The sequence below is a fragment of the Kitasatospora sp. NPDC058218 genome, assembly GCF_042882445.1.
Lineage (GTDB): Bacteria > Actinomycetota > Actinomycetes > Streptomycetales > Streptomycetaceae > Kitasatospora.
On record NZ_JBHVWC010000060.1, the window covers coordinates 25,431 to 41,415 of the forward strand.

The 15,985-nt window shown below is 71.5% G+C and carries 16 protein-coding genes; 6 read left to right on the forward strand and 10 right to left on the reverse strand.

Going from position 1 to position 15,985, the window contains the following annotated elements; translation table 11 throughout:
• Window positions 1–3: 3 nt before the first annotated feature.
• Window positions 4–786 carry an ABC transporter ATP-binding protein gene (locus ACFVYI_RS31940; RefSeq protein WP_387892110.1) on the reverse strand — a complete coding sequence of 261 codons (783 nt, stop codon included), beginning with the start codon at window positions 784–786 and terminating at the stop codon, window positions 4–6.
• A 328-nt stretch (window positions 787–1,114) separates the two neighbouring features.
• Here ACFVYI_RS31940 and ACFVYI_RS31945 point away from each other — a divergent pair, with 328 nt between their 5' ends.
• Window positions 1,115–1,879 carry an alpha/beta hydrolase gene (locus tag ACFVYI_RS31945; RefSeq protein ID WP_387892045.1) on the forward strand — a complete coding sequence of 255 codons (765 nt, stop codon included), beginning with the start codon at window positions 1,115–1,117 and terminating at the stop codon, window positions 1,877–1,879.
• Window positions 1,880–2,053: 174 nt separating this feature from the next.
• Entirely contained in the window at window positions 2,054–2,782 is a 729-nt protein-coding gene (locus tag ACFVYI_RS31950; RefSeq protein ID WP_387892047.1) for a transcriptional regulator, read from the forward strand.
• 140 nt (window positions 2,783–2,922) lie between these two features.
• Here the strand turns inward: ACFVYI_RS31950 and ACFVYI_RS31955 are convergent, their stop codons facing one another.
• Entirely contained in the window at window positions 2,923–3,447 is a 525-nt protein-coding gene (locus ACFVYI_RS31955) for a hypothetical protein (protein WP_387892049.1), read from the reverse strand.
• Window positions 3,448–3,759: 312 nt separating this feature from the next.
• On the opposite strand from ACFVYI_RS31955, the gene ACFVYI_RS31960 reads away from it, so the two are divergent.
• Window positions 3,760–5,277, forward strand: coding sequence for an MFS transporter (locus ACFVYI_RS31960; protein WP_387892051.1), 1,518 nt, complete (start codon window positions 3,760–3,762; stop codon window positions 5,275–5,277).
• A gap of 91 nt (window positions 5,278–5,368) precedes the next feature.
• On the opposite strand, the gene ACFVYI_RS31965 is transcribed toward ACFVYI_RS31960, so the two are convergent.
• The 3 genes from ACFVYI_RS31965 to ACFVYI_RS31975 are packed head-to-tail and all read right to left on the reverse strand — an operon-like array spanning window position 5,369 to window position 9,782.
• Window positions 5,369–7,459, reverse strand: a complete 2,091-nt coding sequence (locus tag ACFVYI_RS31965) for a PQQ-dependent sugar dehydrogenase (protein ID WP_387892053.1) — start codon at window positions 7,457–7,459, stop codon at window positions 5,369–5,371.
• The gene (locus ACFVYI_RS31970) at window positions 7,459–8,736 is read right to left on the reverse strand and encodes a glycosyl hydrolase family 8 (RefSeq protein WP_387892055.1); all 1,278 of its coding nucleotides are present in this window, start codon (window positions 8,734–8,736) and stop codon (window positions 7,459–7,461) included. The genes ACFVYI_RS31965 and ACFVYI_RS31970 overlap by 1 nt, the downstream gene beginning before the upstream one ends.
• A gap of 11 nt (window positions 8,737–8,747) precedes the next feature.
• Entirely contained in the window at window positions 8,748–9,782 is a 1,035-nt protein-coding gene (locus tag ACFVYI_RS31975; RefSeq protein WP_387892057.1) for a chitinase, read from the reverse strand.
• Window positions 9,783–9,989: 207 nt separating this feature from the next.
• Between ACFVYI_RS31975 and ACFVYI_RS31980 the strand changes: the two genes are divergently transcribed.
• On the forward strand, window positions 9,990–11,495 hold the full coding sequence (locus tag ACFVYI_RS31980; protein WP_387892059.1) for an APC family permease: 1,506 nt from the start codon (window positions 9,990–9,992) through the stop codon (window positions 11,493–11,495).
• Window positions 11,496–11,709: 214 nt separating this feature from the next.
• On the opposite strand, the gene ACFVYI_RS31985 is transcribed toward ACFVYI_RS31980, so the two are convergent.
• Both ACFVYI_RS31985 and ACFVYI_RS31990 read right to left on the reverse strand, forming a co-directional pair.
• Window positions 11,710–11,997, reverse strand: a complete 288-nt coding sequence (locus ACFVYI_RS31985; protein ID WP_387892061.1) for a hypothetical protein — start codon at window positions 11,995–11,997, stop codon at window positions 11,710–11,712.
• On the reverse strand, window positions 11,994–12,452 hold the full coding sequence (locus ACFVYI_RS31990) for an ATP-binding protein (RefSeq protein ID WP_387892063.1): 459 nt from the start codon (window positions 12,450–12,452) through the stop codon (window positions 11,994–11,996). The genes ACFVYI_RS31985 and ACFVYI_RS31990 overlap by 4 nt, the downstream gene beginning before the upstream one ends.
• A 369-nt stretch (window positions 12,453–12,821) precedes the next feature.
• Here ACFVYI_RS31990 and ACFVYI_RS31995 point away from each other — a divergent pair, with 369 nt between their 5' ends.
• A complete protein-coding gene (locus ACFVYI_RS31995; RefSeq protein ID WP_387892065.1) occupies window positions 12,822–13,667 on the forward strand; it encodes a helix-turn-helix domain-containing protein in 846 nt (281 codons plus the stop codon).
• Window positions 13,668–13,696: 29 nt separating this feature from the next.
• The gene (locus tag ACFVYI_RS32000; protein WP_387892067.1) at window positions 13,697–13,882 is read left to right on the forward strand and encodes a DUF397 domain-containing protein; all 186 of its coding nucleotides are present in this window, start codon (window positions 13,697–13,699) and stop codon (window positions 13,880–13,882) included.
• A 65-nt stretch (window positions 13,883–13,947) separates the two neighbouring features.
• Here the strand turns inward: ACFVYI_RS32000 and ACFVYI_RS32005 are convergent, their stop codons facing one another.
• The 3 genes from ACFVYI_RS32005 to ACFVYI_RS32015 all read right to left on the reverse strand — a co-directional run bounded on the left by ACFVYI_RS32005 (window position 13,948) and on the right by ACFVYI_RS32015 (window position 15,687).
• Window positions 13,948–14,757, reverse strand: a complete 810-nt coding sequence (locus tag ACFVYI_RS32005) for an arylamine N-acetyltransferase (RefSeq protein WP_387892069.1) — start codon at window positions 14,755–14,757, stop codon at window positions 13,948–13,950.
• Between the two features lie 107 nt (window positions 14,758–14,864).
• The gene (locus ACFVYI_RS32010) at window positions 14,865–15,275 is read right to left on the reverse strand and encodes a hypothetical protein (protein ID WP_387892070.1); all 411 of its coding nucleotides are present in this window, start codon (window positions 15,273–15,275) and stop codon (window positions 14,865–14,867) included.
• An 85-nt stretch (window positions 15,276–15,360) separates the two neighbouring features.
• Complete coding sequence (locus tag ACFVYI_RS32015) at window positions 15,361–15,687, reverse strand: nucleotidyltransferase domain-containing protein (protein ID WP_387892072.1); 327 nt, start codon at window positions 15,685–15,687, stop codon at window positions 15,361–15,363.
• Between the last annotated feature and the right edge of the window lie 298 nt (window positions 15,688–15,985).

Sequence of the window (15,985 nt, forward strand, 5' to 3'; positions counted from 1 at the left end):
CGCTCACCCGCCCAGCCGGCTCAGGCGCTCGCCGACCAGCGCCGCCGTGGGCCGCTCCAGCTCGTCGACCACCAGGCCGTCGGCGAGCAGCAGGACGCGATCGGCGTAGCCGGCCGCCACCGGGTCGTGGGTGACCATCACGCAGGTCTGCCCGTCCCGGTCCACGCCGGTCCGGAGCAGGGCGAGGATCTCGTGACCGGTGGCCCGGTCGAGGGCGCCCGTGGGTTCGTCGGCGAAGAGCACGTCCGGGCGGGCGACGAGGGCCCGGGCGATCGCCACCCGCTGCTGCTGGCCGCCGGAGAGCCGCCCCGGCCGGTCCCGCTCCCGCCCGGCCAGGCCGACCCGGGCGAGCGCGTCCAGCACGGTGGCCCGGTCGGGTCGGGCACCGGCCAGCCGGCCGGGGAGCTCGACGTTCTGGGCGACGGTCATCGCGGGCATCAGGTTGAACGCCTGGAAGACGAACCCGACCCGGCGGCGGCGCAGTTCCGCCAGCCGTCGCTCGGACAGCCGGGACACCTCGGTGTCGCCCCACCGGACGGTGCCGCGGGTGGGGCGGTCCATGCCGGCGAGACAGTGCAGCAGGGTGGTCTTGCCCGACCCGGAGGGCCCCATCACCGCGGTGAACGTGCCGGGCGCGAATGCCACCGACACCCCGCGCAGCGCCTGGACGGCGGCGGCGCCGCGGCCGTACGCACGGTGCAGGTCCTCGGCACAGGCCGCGGGCCGGGCCGACGGCGGGCCCCAGTCCGCCGGTGGTGACGGGGCCGTCGTGCTTCTGGTGGTCATCGCTTCAGCCATGTCCTCATCGTCGGCGGACCGGGCCCGGCGATCGATCGTGCCCACCCCCGAATCCGGGGTTCGGAAAACCGAACCCCGGGCCGGACCAGCAGCATTCCGCCGCCCGGCACCGGGCCCGCCCCCGTCGGCGGAAAAGGGCTGGAGGGGCGAGGTTCGGGGCTGGTACGTTGCACGCGACCGTGACGCCGCCCGAGGAGGTGAGACCCGTGAACGCTGGATCGATACGGGTGCTCCCCCTTGCCGTCACGACCGGGCGATCGACGTAGGTGTCGCCGGGAGCGCCTGGACAACAAGGCACTCCCGAAAGGCAACACCCGTGCACTCTCCGCAGTTCACCGCCGAGTCGTCGTCGAACGGCATGCTCGAACGCGACTTCACCGTGGGCGAGGTCCCCGGCGTTCTCTGGTCACCGGCCTCCGGCGCCGATCGCGCGCCCCTGGTCCTGATGGGCCACGGCGGCGGCAACCACAAGAAGCATCCGGCGATGGCGGGCCGGGCCCAGCTCCTCGTAACCGGCTGCGGCTTCCACGTCGCCGTCATCGACGCGCCCGGGCACGGCGACCGGCCGCGCACCGCGCACGACGAGCGGGAGATCGCCGAGCTGTACCGGGCGAGGTCGGCGGGCGAACCGGAAGGGCCGATCGTCGTCCGCTACAACGCGCATCTGGCGGAGCTCGCCGTACCCGAGTGGCGGGCGACCCTGGACGCCCTCCAGGAACGTCCGGAGATCGGCGCCGACGGGCCGGTCGGCTACTTCGGTCTGAACATGGGCACCGCGATCGGTGTGCCGCTCGTGGCGGTCGAACCCAGGATCACGGCCGCGGTGTTCGGTCAGCACTGGCCCGATGTCCTGGCCGAGAAGGCCCGGCAGATCACCGTCCCGATCGAGTTCGCCCTGCAGTGGGACGACGAACACATCCCGCGCGAGGCCGGTCTCGCACTGTTCGACGCCTTCGCCTCGACGGAGAAGACGCTGCACGCCAACGCCGGCAGGCACAAGGAGCTGCCCAGGTTCGAGGCCGACAGCGCGGTCCGGTTCTTCGCCCGGCACTTCGGCCGGGCGGTCACCTCGGCGGCCTGACGCACGCGGGCTCCGGACAGGCTCTGGTGCCCCACCGCCTCCGGGCGGAGCAGGAATCGGCGGGGCCGCGACGGCCCACCGTGCGCCGGAAGGGCCGTGTCGTCGCGCCCCGGCGCGGCCCGGCGCGATAGGAATGGCACCCGGAGCCGAACCGAGGCGGAGGCACGAGTGCCGGTGAACCACCGAATCACAGCACAACTGCGCGACCTGCGAGTCGAGTTGGCGCCCGGCGACAAACCACCGGCGCTGGTCGCAGCCGTCGCCGCGGGCGGGGCCGCTCCGCTCGGCGCCCTCGCCGAGCTGGCCGCGCAGCAGCAGCGGATCATCACCTCGGACCGCCGCAGCCTGCTGCTGCTCGCCACCCGGTGCGCCGACCGGCCGCTCGGCGCCTGGTTCGCCGCGCTCGCCGAGGGCGAGAGCACGGCCCTCGGCCTGCTGCCCGCGCTCGCCGCCGCCTGCGGGTCGGATCCGGGCCGGAGTGCCGCCCGGCCTCCGCTGCCGGGCTGCCAGGCCTATCCCGCCTACCTGGCCTGGCTGGCGCTCAACGGGCGGCCGGATGCCGTCGCGGCCGCACTGGTCGCCAACTTCGCCGCCTGGGGCGGCTACTGCGCCGCCCTCGCCGAGGCGCTCCGCCGGCGTCACGGGTTCGACGACGAAGCCTGCGCCTTCTTCGACTTCTTCGCCCGACCGGCCACCGCACTGGAGGAACAGGCCGCGGCCGCCCTGGCCCACCAGGACGTCGAGCCGTCCGACCCCGACCCGTCCGCCGGCCTCCACGCGGCGACGCTCAATGCCGCGGCACTCCCCGCCGGCACGCTCACCGCCGCCCGCGAGTACGGCCGGCTGCTCCAGGCCTACGAGCGGCTCTTCTGGGAGACGCTCACCGCCCCGCCCACCGGCTGACCACCGACGCTCCGCAGCCCCGATACGCCGGGCACGCCGCCCCGTTCACCGAACCGACCGGAGCGCCACACCGGTTCCGAACGACGAGGCGCCCGGCGGTGCGGGCCGCCGGGCGCCTCGTCGACCTGCACGCCGTCGGATCAGGCCTGCCAGTGCGGCTTGCCGCTGACCATGCGGCAGTAGATCACCCGGCCGCCGGCCTCGTGGGTGCTCTTGCCGAGGTCGTCGTCGCGGCAGAACTGGCCCGCCCTGTAGCAGTTGCCGGCGTTGGAGCGGATCTCGCAGTCGCCGGCGGGTGCCTTGGTCTGTGTGGGCTCCGGCTCCGCCGGCGGCCTCGCGGTGGTGGCCCTGGGCTCGGGCGTCACCTTGCCGGCGGGCGACTGGGTCTTGGGCGCGGGCGACCGGGGCTCGGCCGTGGTCGGCGCGGGCGCCGGCTCCGCGGGCGGCACCGGCGCGGTCACGACCGGCGCGGGCGAAGACTCGGTCACCGTCGGCGCGGCCGTCGCGACGGGTACGGCCGGGGCCGTGACGGCGGGCGGGGTGGCAGCGGCCGTGGCACCGTCGGTCGCCGACGGGTCGCACCCGGTCAGGGCGAGACCGACGGTGAAGACGAGTCCGGCGACGGCGGCCAGGCCGCGACGGCCGCCGCGCATCCGTGAAGACATGAGAGGAGAACGCTCCGTTCCGATGAAAAGATGTTCGTGATTCAATCAGGACGGGATCACACCGCACGCACATCTCTCACACTTCGTTGGCAGATCGAGATCTGTCGGCCACGGAGCGTCAGCGACCGGCCGTCACCGCTCCTCGGGGCCGCCGAGCCGCGGAGCCACCGAGCCGCAGGGCCGCGGTCTCGGCCGGACAGGGCCTAAATACGCTGGTCCGGCCGCGTTTGCCCGGATTCGAACCTCGGCGTTGCGTACGGTCGGTGCCTTCCCGACCGAACCCCGGTCGGCGGGCCAAGGAGACCGGCTGCCGTGCAACGCAAGTGGTGGACCCTCATCGCCGTCTCGGTCGCGACGTTCATGCTGCTGCTCGACATCACGGTGGTGAACGTCGCCCTGCCGTCGATCCGCAAGGACCTCGGCGCCGACTTCACCGATCTGCAGTGGGTGTTCGACGCCTATGCGCTGTCCCTGGCCGCACTGGTGCTGACGGCCGGCTCGCTCGCCGACCGCCTCGGGCGGCGCCGGACCTTCGCCGCAGGCCTGGTGATCTTCTCCGCCGCCTCGCTGCTCTGCGCCCTGGCGCCGAACCCGACCTTCCTCAACGTGTCCCGCGCGATCCAGGGCGTCGGCGGCGCGGTGATGTTCGCGGTGTCGCTGGCCCTGGTCGCCCAGGAGTTCCCGCCCGGCCGCGAGCGGGGCACCGCGATGGGCCTGTACGGGGCGACCATCGGGGTGGCGGTCGCGGTCGGCCCGCTGGTCGGCGGGGCGCTGACCGACTCGCTCGGCTGGGAGTGGATCTTCTACCTCAATGTGCCGATCGGGGTGGCGGCGCTGATCATCACCTACCTGAAGCTGGCCGAGAGCCGCGACCCGAACGCCACCCGGGTCGACTGGGCCGGGGTCGCGGCGTTCAGCAGCGGCCTCTTCCTGCTCGTCCTGGCCCTGGTGCGCGGCAACGCCGAGGGCTGGGGCAGCACGCTGATCGTCTCGCTGTTCGCCGGATCGGCCGTCCTGCTGGTCGCCTTCGCCGTGATCGAACTCCGCGTCCCCGAACCGATGCTCCCGCTCAGGCTCTTCCGCCGGCACGCGTTCACCGGCGTGCAGCTGGCCGCGTTCGCGGTGTCCAGCTCGCTCTTCGCCCTGTTCCTCTACCTGACGCTGTATCTGCAGAACTACCTCGGACTCTCCCCGTTCGCGGCGGGCGTGCGCTACCTGCCCATCACGGCGCTCAGCTTCGTCGTGGCCCCGATCGCCGGCCTGATGCTCTCCCGGGTGCCGGCCCGGCTGATGCTCTGCGCCGGCCTCCTCGCGATCGGTGCGGGCCTGCTCCTGATGGGCGACGTCCAGCCCGACGACGACTGGACCGGCCTGCTGGCCGGCTTCCTGGTCGGCGGCGCGGGTGTCGGCCTGATCAACCCGGTGATCGCCGACGTGGCGGTCAGCGTGGTGCCGAAGGAGAACAGCGGGATGGCGGCCGGTATCAACGACACCTTCCGGCAGGTGGGCATCGCGGTGGGCATCGCCGTCTGGGGGGCGATCTTCGTCGGCCAGGGCGCCGACAAGGTCCGCGAACTGGCGGCGGGCACACCGACCGGGGAGGGCGCCCGCCCGCGCGAGCTGATCGAGGCCGCCTCCTCCGGCAGCCTGCCCGAGGTCCTCGCCGCCGTCCCCGAGCCGGCCCGGCAGGCCGTCGCGGACGCCGCCCGCGCGGGGTTCCTGGAGGGCCTCAACGCCGTGCTGCTGCTGGGCGGTGTGGTCAGCCTGGTCGGCGCGGCGCTCGCGCTCTGGCTGGTCCGGGAGAGCGAGATCGACCGGGAGACGGCGTGAGCCGCGCGAGCCGGACCCGCACGAGCCGGACCAGGCCGGCCCGGGCCCGGAGCGCACCTCCGGGCCCGAGCCACGCCGCCGACGGCCCCGGCTAGCCGATCGAGATCGTGAAGATCTTGTCGGCGCCGTCGGCCGCCCCGCCGTTGTTGTCGGCGTTGGTGGTGGTGAGCCAGAGCCGGTCGGCCCCGGGCACCTTGGACACCGTCCGCAGCCGGCCGTAGGCGCCGACGTAGTAGGAGGTCGGCGTGCCGACGTTCTCGGTGTTCCCGTCGATCGGGATGCGCCACATCCGCTCACCGCGCAGCGCGGCCATGTAGACCACGTTGCGGACGATCGCGATGCCGCTCGGTGAGGCCTCGTTGACCGGCCAGCTCGCCTTGGGGTTCGTCATCCCCGCCACGCTGCAGGTGCCCTCGCAGGTCGGCCAGCCGTAGTTGGCCCCGGGCTTGACCAGATTGAGCTCGTCCCGCTTGGAGTCGCCGAACTCCGCCTCCCAGAGCCGTCCGTTGCGGTCGAAGGCCAGGCCCTGCGGGTTGCGGTGGCCGTAGCTGTAGACGAAGTTGCCGAACGGGTTGCCGGGGGCCGGCTTGCCCTCGGTGGTGAGCCGCAGGATCTTCCCGTTGAGGGAGTTCTTGTCCTGCGCCAGCGAGGAGGTCTGGGCGTCGCCGGTCGACGCGTACAGGTACCCGTCGGGGCCGAACGCCAGGCGCCCGCCGTTGTGGTAGCGGTTCTTCTTGATGCCCTGGAGCAGGACCTTGTAGCCGCTCAGCGTCTTGCCGTCGTACGTCATCCGCACGATCCGGTTGCCCTCGGCGGCGGTGTGCATGAGGTACACGTAGTGGTTGGCCGACCAGTCGGGGTCGACGACGATGCCGAGCAGGCCGCCCTCGCCGTCGGTGGTGACGGCGTTGGGCACGGTGCCGACCGCCGTCCTGGTGCCGCCCGTGGTGAGCCTGGAGACCTTGAAGCCGTCCCGCTCGGTCACCAGTGCGCCGGTGCCGTCCGGCAGCCAGGCGATGCCCCAGGGGATCGTCCACCCGGTGGAGAGGGCGGTCGGGGAGCCCGGGACGCCGCCGTCGGCCGGGCAGGCGCCGGTGGTGAAGGAGACCGTGCCGGACGGCGCCGAGTAGCTGCCCGCGGTGTCCCGGGCGACCACGGACAGCGTGAACGGGGCGTCGCAGGCGAGCCCGGTGACCGTCGCCGTGGTGGCCGGCGGGGTGCCGGTGACGGTCCTCACCACGGCGGACCCGCTGCGGATCTCGTACGCCACCACGCCCTTGTCGTCCGTGGCGGCGCCCCACGTCAGGGTGGCGCCGGTGGCCGTGACCGCCGAGACGGTCGGGGTGCCCGGCGCGCTCGGCGGCGGGTCGGTGCTCGCCGTGGTGGTGCAGTCGACCGCGACGCTGGCCGGCGAGGCGTTGCCGGAGGCGTCCCGGGCGATCACGGTGAGGTTGTAGGTGGTGGCCGGGGTCAGCCCGGTGAGCTGCCAGGACGTCGCGGTGCCCGGCGCCTCGGCGAGCTTGTTGCCGTGCTCGTACAGGTCGTAGGCGGTGACGCCGACGTCGTCGGTGGAGGCTCCCCAGCCGAGCGTGAGGCCGTTCGGCCCGACGGCGGAGCAGCTCGGCGGTCCGGGCCGGCTCGGCGCGGTGGTGTCGGCCGCCGCGCCCACCCGGAGGCGGTCGAGGTTGGGGCCGCCGTCGGCGGTGGTGGCGGTGGCCCGGATCCGGTTGGCGCCGGCGACGAGTGCGACGCCGAGGGTCCTGTCCGCCCAGGTGTCCCAGTCGGCGGTGGGCGGGAAGGCGACGCCGGCGGCGACGACCTTCCCGTTGACCGTGATGTCCATCGGGCGGTTCGCCGCCCCGGCGTTGGCGTACCGGAAGGCCAGCGAGGCGCTGCCGGCCGCCGTGGCACTGACCGTGAACTCGACGGCGGAGCCGGTGGTGTTGGTGTAGTCGACGAAGCCGGTCCCGGTGTACCCGGTGTGGTTGGTGGCCGTCTTCGCCTGCGCGAGCACGGCGTCCTCGGCCTGGTAGTCGGTGCTCGCCGTGGTCGCGGCCGCCGCGGCGGTCGCCGCGGGCGGCGCCGCCACGGCTCCGAGGACCAGTGCGGCGGCGGCGAGTGCCGCACCGCCGGCCCTGACGACCGCTGTCCGCGCGTGGCGCGGCCCTCCTGCGGCCGCCACTACGGCACCCAGTGGTTGCCGGAGGCCACGATCATCGACTGGAGCTGCACGCTGGCCCCGTAGTAGAGCTTGCTGTCCACGGGCGTGCTCGCGAGCTTGGTCCAGAGCGCGTCCAGCCAGGCCTGCGAGCCCGGGTCGGTCATCGCGGTGACCACGAACGGTGCGGTGAAGGCCATGTCGTGCCCGCTGTCGAAGACCGTGCCGTTGAGCTTGTAGCCGGTGACGATGTTCGCCGGGTTGCCGCCCGCCTTGCCCTTGATCCAGGCGTTGATCCTGCGCGCCGAGGCGAGCGAGGCGGCGTCGCCGCTGGTGACGGCGTCGGCGCCGATCCGCCACGGGTCGCGGCAGGCGTTCCAGGAGTAGTCCCCGTCGTTGGGGCTCTCCAGGACCTCGCCGGCGGCGGGCTTGGCGGTGCCGTTGGTGTTGACCACGAAGTCGGCGAGCAGCCCGGTGTTCGGGGCGTAGCCGCTCTGCTGCTTGGTGATCAGGCTCTGGTGCGCCGTGCGGATGGTGTCCCACGCGGCGTCGCCGGTCGCGGCCCGGAAGGCACGGAAGTGGTCGATCATCCAGTCCGAGGAGCGGGTGACGTAGTACGTCGAGTCGCCCTTGGTGGACCAGTCGCCGAGCAGCGTCAGGTGGGTGGTCGGGTTGACCTCGCTCGCCTTGATCGCCTTGATGTGCTTCACGGCCAGGTCCTTGTAGTTGTACGTGCCCGTGCTGCCCCACTGCCGGTCGGCGAGCAGCAGCCCGTAGGCGACGTCGAGGTCCCCGTCGGTGGCCGAGTCGGAGCCGTTGACGGACTTGCAGGAGGAGTCCTGCTCGGCCGCCAGCAGATCGGCGTTGTTGACCGACTTGTGGGCCAGCACGTACTTCACCAGGCCGTCGAAGACGGTCTTCGCGTTGGGGTCGGCGCCGGCCATGGTGGCGGTGACGACCATGCCGTACCCCTGGGCCTCGGCCACGTAGGGGTGGTCGGCGTCCGGCGAGATCACCTGGTACCAGCCGTTGCCGCAGTTCTGCTTGACGAACGCGGCCTTCCAGGCGTTGTAGATGGCGACGACCTTCTGGTCGAGGTCGGCCTGCGCGCCGGTGGGCTTGAGGATCCCGGCGGCGTAGGGGTAGCGGTGGCCGCCGAAGGGCACGGCGGGTGCGGCGGCGGCCTGCTGCGGGGCGGCGGCGGACGCGGCCGGGCCGGCGAGCAGCCCGGCCGCCAGGCCGGCCCCCGCGAGCAGGCCGGCGGTGGTGCGACGGAGGCGCGTGGTGGTCAGCGGTGACATCGGTGTGCTCCTCAACCCTGGTACTGGACGACGATCTTGGTGAACTCGTACGGGGACTGCGCGACGCCGCTGCAGGCGTCGGCGTCCGTGCCGGAGCCGCAGGCGCGGTCGCGGTTGACCGACCAGAAGGCGTACCGGGCCAGGTGGTGCTGCTGCGCGTAGCCGAGGATGGTCCGGAAGTCGGCGGTGGTGACGGTCTCGCCCGCCTCGTCGGTCTTCCCGTTCATCGAGGAGACGCCGATGTGGCGGTAGGCGGCGTCGTCGGTGTAGCCGTAGGCGCTCTTGACCGCCGCCTTCAGGCCCTCCAGTGCGCTGACCGACGCCTGGCCCATGGTGCCGCTGTGGCCGCCGAAGTCGAACGGCATGATCACCCAGCCGTCGTTGGCGAGGCCGGCCGCCGCACCGCGCTTGATCAGGTCCTTGCCGGTGGCGTCCGGGCCGCTCGGGGTGGTGCCCATGGTCACGTAGGTGACGATGCCCGGGTTCTTCGTCTTGACGATCTTCAGTGCGTCGACCACCCGCTGACGGACCGTCGCGTTGGAGAACTCGGTGTCCTCGATGTCGATGTCCAGCGCCTTGAGCTTGTAGGCGTCGATCACCTTCTGGTAAGCGCCGGCCAGCGCGCTCGCGCCGGAACACTTCTCGCCGAGCTTGTTGCCGCTCCAGCCGCCGACGGAGACCACGACGTCGCCACCGGCCGCCCGGATCGACTTGATCGCGGCCTCGTCGGAGCCGCCGGTGAGCGCCCGACTGCCGTCCCACTTCGGGTTGCAGCCGCCGTCGGAGAGGACGAACGCGAGGGTGAACCACTTCACCCCGGCCGCCTTCATCACGTCGGTGGGCTTCTGCGGGCTGCCCCAGCCCAGGTACTCGTACGGCGCGGCGGCCATCGCGGGCACGGCCGCGCTCGCGGCGGGGCCCGCACCAGCGGCGGAGGCGGTCGGGGCGGCCGACGCGGTGGCCGCCGGGGCCAGCAGCAGGGCTGCCGAGCCGAGAGCGCCGGCCAGCAGCGGGGCGGTACAACGGACTCCGATGGATTTGTGCATGCCAACTCACTTTCGTCAACCCGCCGCACGATGACGACGGGCCAGGGGGAGGACGGGCGAGCACTCGCGGACGGACGACGGCGGCCGTGGCGGGCGCCACCAGGATCGGGGCGACGGGCCGCCGGGTCAATGACTTTCGTTAGGAAAGTTTCCCAATGGTCGCTCCCGCAACCCCCGTTCGACCCCGGCATCTTGACGAATTAAGTAATGCTCCCTAACTTGAATCCCCCGGCACCCAGCTCGGCGTCCACTCCCCCTCGTCCGGAGGCCCCGGTGTCCCCTGGCCTGTCCCGAAGAATCGGCCTGTTCCAGGCCACCACCCTCAACATGAGCCAGATGTGCGGCATCGGACCCTTCGTCACGATCCCGCTGATGGTCGCCGCCTTCGGTGGCCCGCAGGCCGTCATCGGCTGGATCGCCGGCGCCGTCCTCGCCCTCGCCGACGGCCTGGTCTGGGCCGAACTCGGCGCCTCGCTCCCCGGGGCCGGCGGCACCTACGTCTACCTGCGCGAGGCCTTCCAGTACCGGACCGGGCGGCTGATGCCGTTCCTCTTCGTCTGGACGGCCATGCTCTTCATCCCGCTCATCATGTCCACCGGCGTCGTCGGCTTCGTCCAGTACCTCGGCTACCTCCGGCCCGGCATGACGAGCGGCCAGGGCGACCTCGTCGGGCTCGCCCTCTGCGCACTCGTGGTGGCCATGCTCTGGCGGCGGGTCGAGAACATCGCCCGGCTCACCACCGTGATGTGGGGCGTGATGATCCTCTCGGTGCTCGCCGTGATCGTCGCCTGCTACACCCACTTCAGCCCGAGCCGCGCCTTCGACTGGCCCGCGCACGCCATCGAACTCACCCACGGCCAGTTCTGGATCGGCTTCGCGGCCGGCCTCACCATCGGCATCTACGACTACCTCGGCTACAACACCGCCGCCTACCTCGGTGCCGAGGTGCGGCAACCCGGCCGCGTCCTGCCGCGCGCCATCGTGCTGTCCATCGTCGGCATCATGACCATCTACCTGCTGCTGCAGATCGGCGTCCTGGGCGCGATGGACTGGCACGCGATGCTCGACCCGGACTCGGTGGACTCCAAGTCGGTCGCCTCGGCGGTCCTGGAGAGCACCTGGGGCAAGGGCGCCGCCCAGATCGTCACCGTACTGATCCTGGTCACCGCCTTCGCCTCCGTCCTCGCCGGCCTGCTCGGCGGCTCCCGGGTGCCGTACGACGCGGCGCGCGACGGCGTCTTCTTCCGCGCCTTCGGCAAGCTGCACCCCCGGCACGGCTTCCCCGTCCTAGGACTGGCGGCCATGGGCGTGCTCACCGCAGCCGGCTTCCTGCTCGGCCGCCACCTCGGCGCGAGCACCACCCACCCCCCGCTGGCCCTCCTGATCAACCTGCTCACCACCGTGATGGTGATCGTCCAGGCGCTCGCCCAGATCGTTGCGGTCACCGTCCTGCGCCGCCGCCAGCCGGGGCTCGTCCGGCCGTACAAGATGTGGCTCTACCCGGCACCGGGGATCATCGCGGCCGTCGGCTGGCTGGTCATCTACGGCTACGCGGACCGCAACGCGCCCGGCTTCCACCCCATCGAGTGGTCACTGGCCTGGGTCGTCGCGGGCTGCGGCGCCTTCCTGCTCTGGGCCCGGGCCGAACGCACCTGGCCGTTCGGCCCACGCGAGGTCCGGGAGGAGTACCTGACAGGGAAGGTCCCCGCCTGATCCACCCTCCGCGGTGGCCTCGGAGCTCCGGCTCCGTAGCCACCGGCGCGTCAGCGGAGGTCGAGATCCTGCTGGACGCGTCGCCTGATGCGGCGGGCCGCCTCGGGGAGGTGGTGTGACAACTCCCCTTCGAGGCGGCGACGTTCGGCACGGAGGAGGCGGGCAGCGGGGGCGCGGGAACAGTGGACGAACCACCAGGGGTAGAGCCGGCGGATCACTGGTCACTCCCCGGGGTGGTCCAGCGGACGCGCAGGTGGTGAAGGCTCTCCGGGAGGACGACCGGGAGGGACACCGGGCCGGTGCCGTCGAGGTGTTCGGCGAGAAAGCGCTCGGCACAGGGGCCGGTGAGATAGCGCTCGAACCAGAGCCAGCGGGTTCTGCTGAGCGGGAGAATCCGGAGCGCGCACCAGAGCGAGGAAAGGGCCTTGGGGAGGAGCAGGTAGGTCGTCGGCGGCATGATGCCGGTGACCTCGGCCGTGACGAGTCGGTCGTCGCTCCTCATGCGGCACACTCCGCAGTGGTGATCTCGGGGGTGGCCTCGGGGCCGCATTCGGCCCAGACGATCTTGCCGACGCCCTTCCGCGGGCAGCAACCCCAGCGGCGAGCCAGGGACTTGACCAGGATCAGCCCCCGACCGGACTCGTCCTCGGCGGAGCCCGCACGAAGCACCGGCCCCCGGTCCGCGCGGGCGTCGTGCACCTCGATCCGGAGGCGCTCGTGGTCGACGGAGAGGACGAGGTGGACCCGGTTGCCGGCGGGCGTGCCATGCAGAACGGCATTGGTGACCAGCTCCGAGACGAGCAACAGCCCGACGTCGGCGAAGCATTGGCCATGGGGAGTACCGGCGAGGAGCCTTTCGAGGAGCCGACGGGCCTCGGCGGGAGAACGGCGGCTGCGCGGGAGCCAGTAGTCGGCCGAACCGGCGGAGAGGGGAGGCTGGTCAAGGGTTTCGGGCATGGCGTAGCCACCTTCCGAGTGTGGGGAATCAAGCCACGGAAACGGCAGGCACGAGTCAGGGGGATACCCGGCGACGAGCCGTCGTGGTCACTCACGTGAACTGCGAGGCGAAGGGACACGAAACGCAATGAGGGCGTGAAGCATCAGCAGAGACAGCGCTTCCACCAGCCACTCATGTCACTGTGCGTCAGATCTCCGCTACACCCAGCATGCTGGACGGAACAGCCGCACTGCAAGCTATGTCGAGCAAATATGAAAACTTTCACTCCTGAGGCCAAGGTGCCGCATCTAGGCTCGTGGTAGCCGGTGGCGAAGCACCGCCGAGGGCATGCACACTGGTCCACAGACAGGTCAGGAGGGGTTACGTACATGGCAGTTGCAGTGCCAGCCGTGCGCTACCGGCGCATCGCGGCCGAGCTCAGGAGACTTCGCGAGCTCAAGAACCTGTCGGCCGAAGAGGTGGTCGCCCAGGTCGACGGCGTCAACCTCGTGAAGCTCAGCAGATACGAGAACGCCCGCGTCCAGCTGAAGCCCGACGTCGTCCGCGCGCTCCTCGACTTCTACGAGTGCGATGAGGAGTTGAAGGAAGTCCTCGTCGAGATCCTCCGAGACAAGCGCCGACCAGGGTGGATAGCCGGATATGAGCAGCTGAACCCGCTCTACACAGACTTGATCCGACTCGAAGAGACCGCAGTTGGCAACAAGTCATATGAGTCGGCCTACATCCCTGGATTGCTTCAGACCCGGCAGTACGCGCACGCCATCATCTCCAGCGGCGTCCTGACGAAGCCCAGCGTCGAAGAACGCGTTGAGGTGCGGATCAACCGCCAGTCCGTCCTTACCAGGTCCGAGAATCCACTGAAGCTCTGGGCAGTCATCCACGAATCGGCGCTGACCATGGCCGCAGCGCCCGGTGTCATGGTCGACCAGCTGGACAAGCTGCAGCAATTCAGCAGACTCCCGAACGTCAACATCCAGGTCATGCCGGCCATGGCACCGCCGCACCCTGGGATGACCGGACCTTTCGCCCTACTGGAGTTCCGTCAACGGGATCTCGATCTCGTCCTGCTCAGCGGAATGCTCAGCAGCGACTGGGTTGAGGACCCGGATCACGTGGACATCTACCGGGCGGCCTTCGACGAGATCATGGCGACCGCCCTGGATCTCGACCAGTCGTTCAACCTCATCGCAGAGAAGAGAGACAAGCTCAAGTGACCCACTTCCCCGATGCCTCAGCCCTCCCCGTGAGGTGGAAGAAGGCACTCGCCAGCAACCCGAACGACAACTGCGTCGAGTGCGGCCTGCTGGGCAACGCCATGATGGTCCGGGACAGCAAGGATGCCCACGGCCCCGCACTCGCGTTCGGGGCCGACGCCTGGCGGGCCTTCGTCGCCGGAGTCCGCTCCGGGGACTTCCCCGTCGACCGCTGACCCGCCCGAACGCCTGCAGCCCCGCGCCGCACCGGCGCGGGGCTGCAGGCGTTCACCTGCCTGACTCAGAAGGCCGCCCCGACGCCGGGCGGCGGGGTGATCCCGAACTCCGACTCCAGCAACTCGCAGAGCTCGTCCGCGCTCTCGACCTCCCGCACCGAGTCCGTGCCTTCGGCATCGGTCCGGGTCAGGGTCTTCCCGTCGAGCCGCAGGTGGCCGGCGGCCAGGGTGCGCTGGATGTAGAAGCGGTGGAACGGCGAGCGTGGGAAGGTCGCCACGGCCCAGTTGGCGATCTCGATGTCGGGGGCCGGAACCGGATCCAGGGTGAAGGCGCTCTGGTCCTCCCAGGCGTCGCCGACCTTCGCCTGCAACACCCAGACGGGCGCGGGGCCGTCCGCGTCCTCGACGACGAGGCGGTGGGTGCGCCCGGCGCCCTCGCGGACCAGGTCGGGGATCATCGGCAGGGGCTCCAGCAGGCCGGTGCGCGATCCGTACCCGACGTCGGCGAGGTAGCGGCCGGAGTCTCCGGGCACCCGGACGGCCAGCACCATGTGGGTCCGCGGCCGGATGACCCCGGGCCGTGCGCCGGCGCGGACCCGGCCGGTGAGCCTGGTGACCTCGAAGCCCAACTGGTCCAGCACCGCGGCGAACAGGGTGCTGTGCTCGAAGCAGTAACCACCGCGGGAGCTTTCGACGAGCTTGGCCTGGAGGTCCTCGACGTCCACCGACGGCACCGAGCCGGTGACCACGTCGAGATTCTCGAACGGGATGCCGTGGACATGTGCGTGGTGCAGGGAACGAAGGGTCTCGGAGGTGGGCGCGGGCTCACCCTCCCACCCGATGCGTGCGAAGTACTTCTCCAGATCAACGGTCATACCATCACCGTACGAACCGGGCGGGGGTGGCGGCCTCCTCCTGTGGTCCCGATCATGGTGGATCGCGCGACCTAAGACTCCCGGTCGACCCGCCTCGGCGCCGCCTGTCACTCGTGGCCCGAAGAGATCTCGCCCTCCCGTAGTAGCAGCCATTCCCTGACCGAGGGAGCACGGTCCAGCAACCGGCCCACCCGCAGGCCTTCTTCACGCGACGTCACCCTCGGCAGCGGGGTGAACTCATCGGGCAGCATGTCCAGCAGGCTCATCACGCGCTCTCCCCCACGCAGCGTGATCAACAGCTCGCACCGCAACTGGCGCGGGACGTCCGGGCGGTGGGACAGGCTGTTCCACCGGGCGGGCCACAGGTAGTGGGCTCCCTCGGGCGCCGCGTGCGCCGTCACCCACGCCGGGTCCAACCGCTGGTTGAGGCCCAGCTCACCCGCCCGCTCCTCCAGCCTGAGCAACGCGGCCGTGTCGACGACCTTCACCTCGCGAGGCAGCGGCTGATCCGAGTCCATCGCCCCATGGTGCCCGACAGCACGCGGTGGCGAGCGCCCGACCCCACCGAGGTTCATTCCGCCAGGAGTTCCAGACCCCCCGTGGTCAGCCCGCCTCGGGGCCGGCCGAGGGCCTGCCGCGTCCACGAGTGGCCGGCCGACGGGGCACGCCGCCAGGTTGGTGGGTCAGGTCCGCGACCTCGGGCGTGAGCTCCCAGATGCGGTCGGACGCCACGACGTCGAAGACGAACTCGGGGAAGCGCGCCCGGATCTCGGGGAACCGGGCGGCCGGGACGGCGATCTCCAGGTCACCGTGCCCACGGGTCTGCTCGCCCCTGAACAGGTCGACGGCCCAGCCCCCGGCGACGTACCAGGGGCCGAGGCGCCGGCCAGCCGGGCCGCCGCCTCGGTGGGCGTCCAGGAACCCGCCCACCTGGCCTCGGCCTCGGCCTCGGTGATCTCGGTACCGCCCGGGGCCGTCCTTGGCTCATCCGACCGGGCTACCGGGCGGGGTCGCACGCGGCGCGGCCTTCTCGAGGCTCAGGCGCAGGCTGTCGAGGCTGGCCAACGGCAGCCCGCAACTCCTATCTATCACCCGCCAGCACAGCCCTGGGCTGCGAGGACACCCCGAGACCACCAGCCTCAACGCGGACACGCGGCTACAACCCACTACGCTCCTCCACCTGAGCTTGTTGTTTAACCTCGGCGGTCACTCGACCTGCTGATCTGCG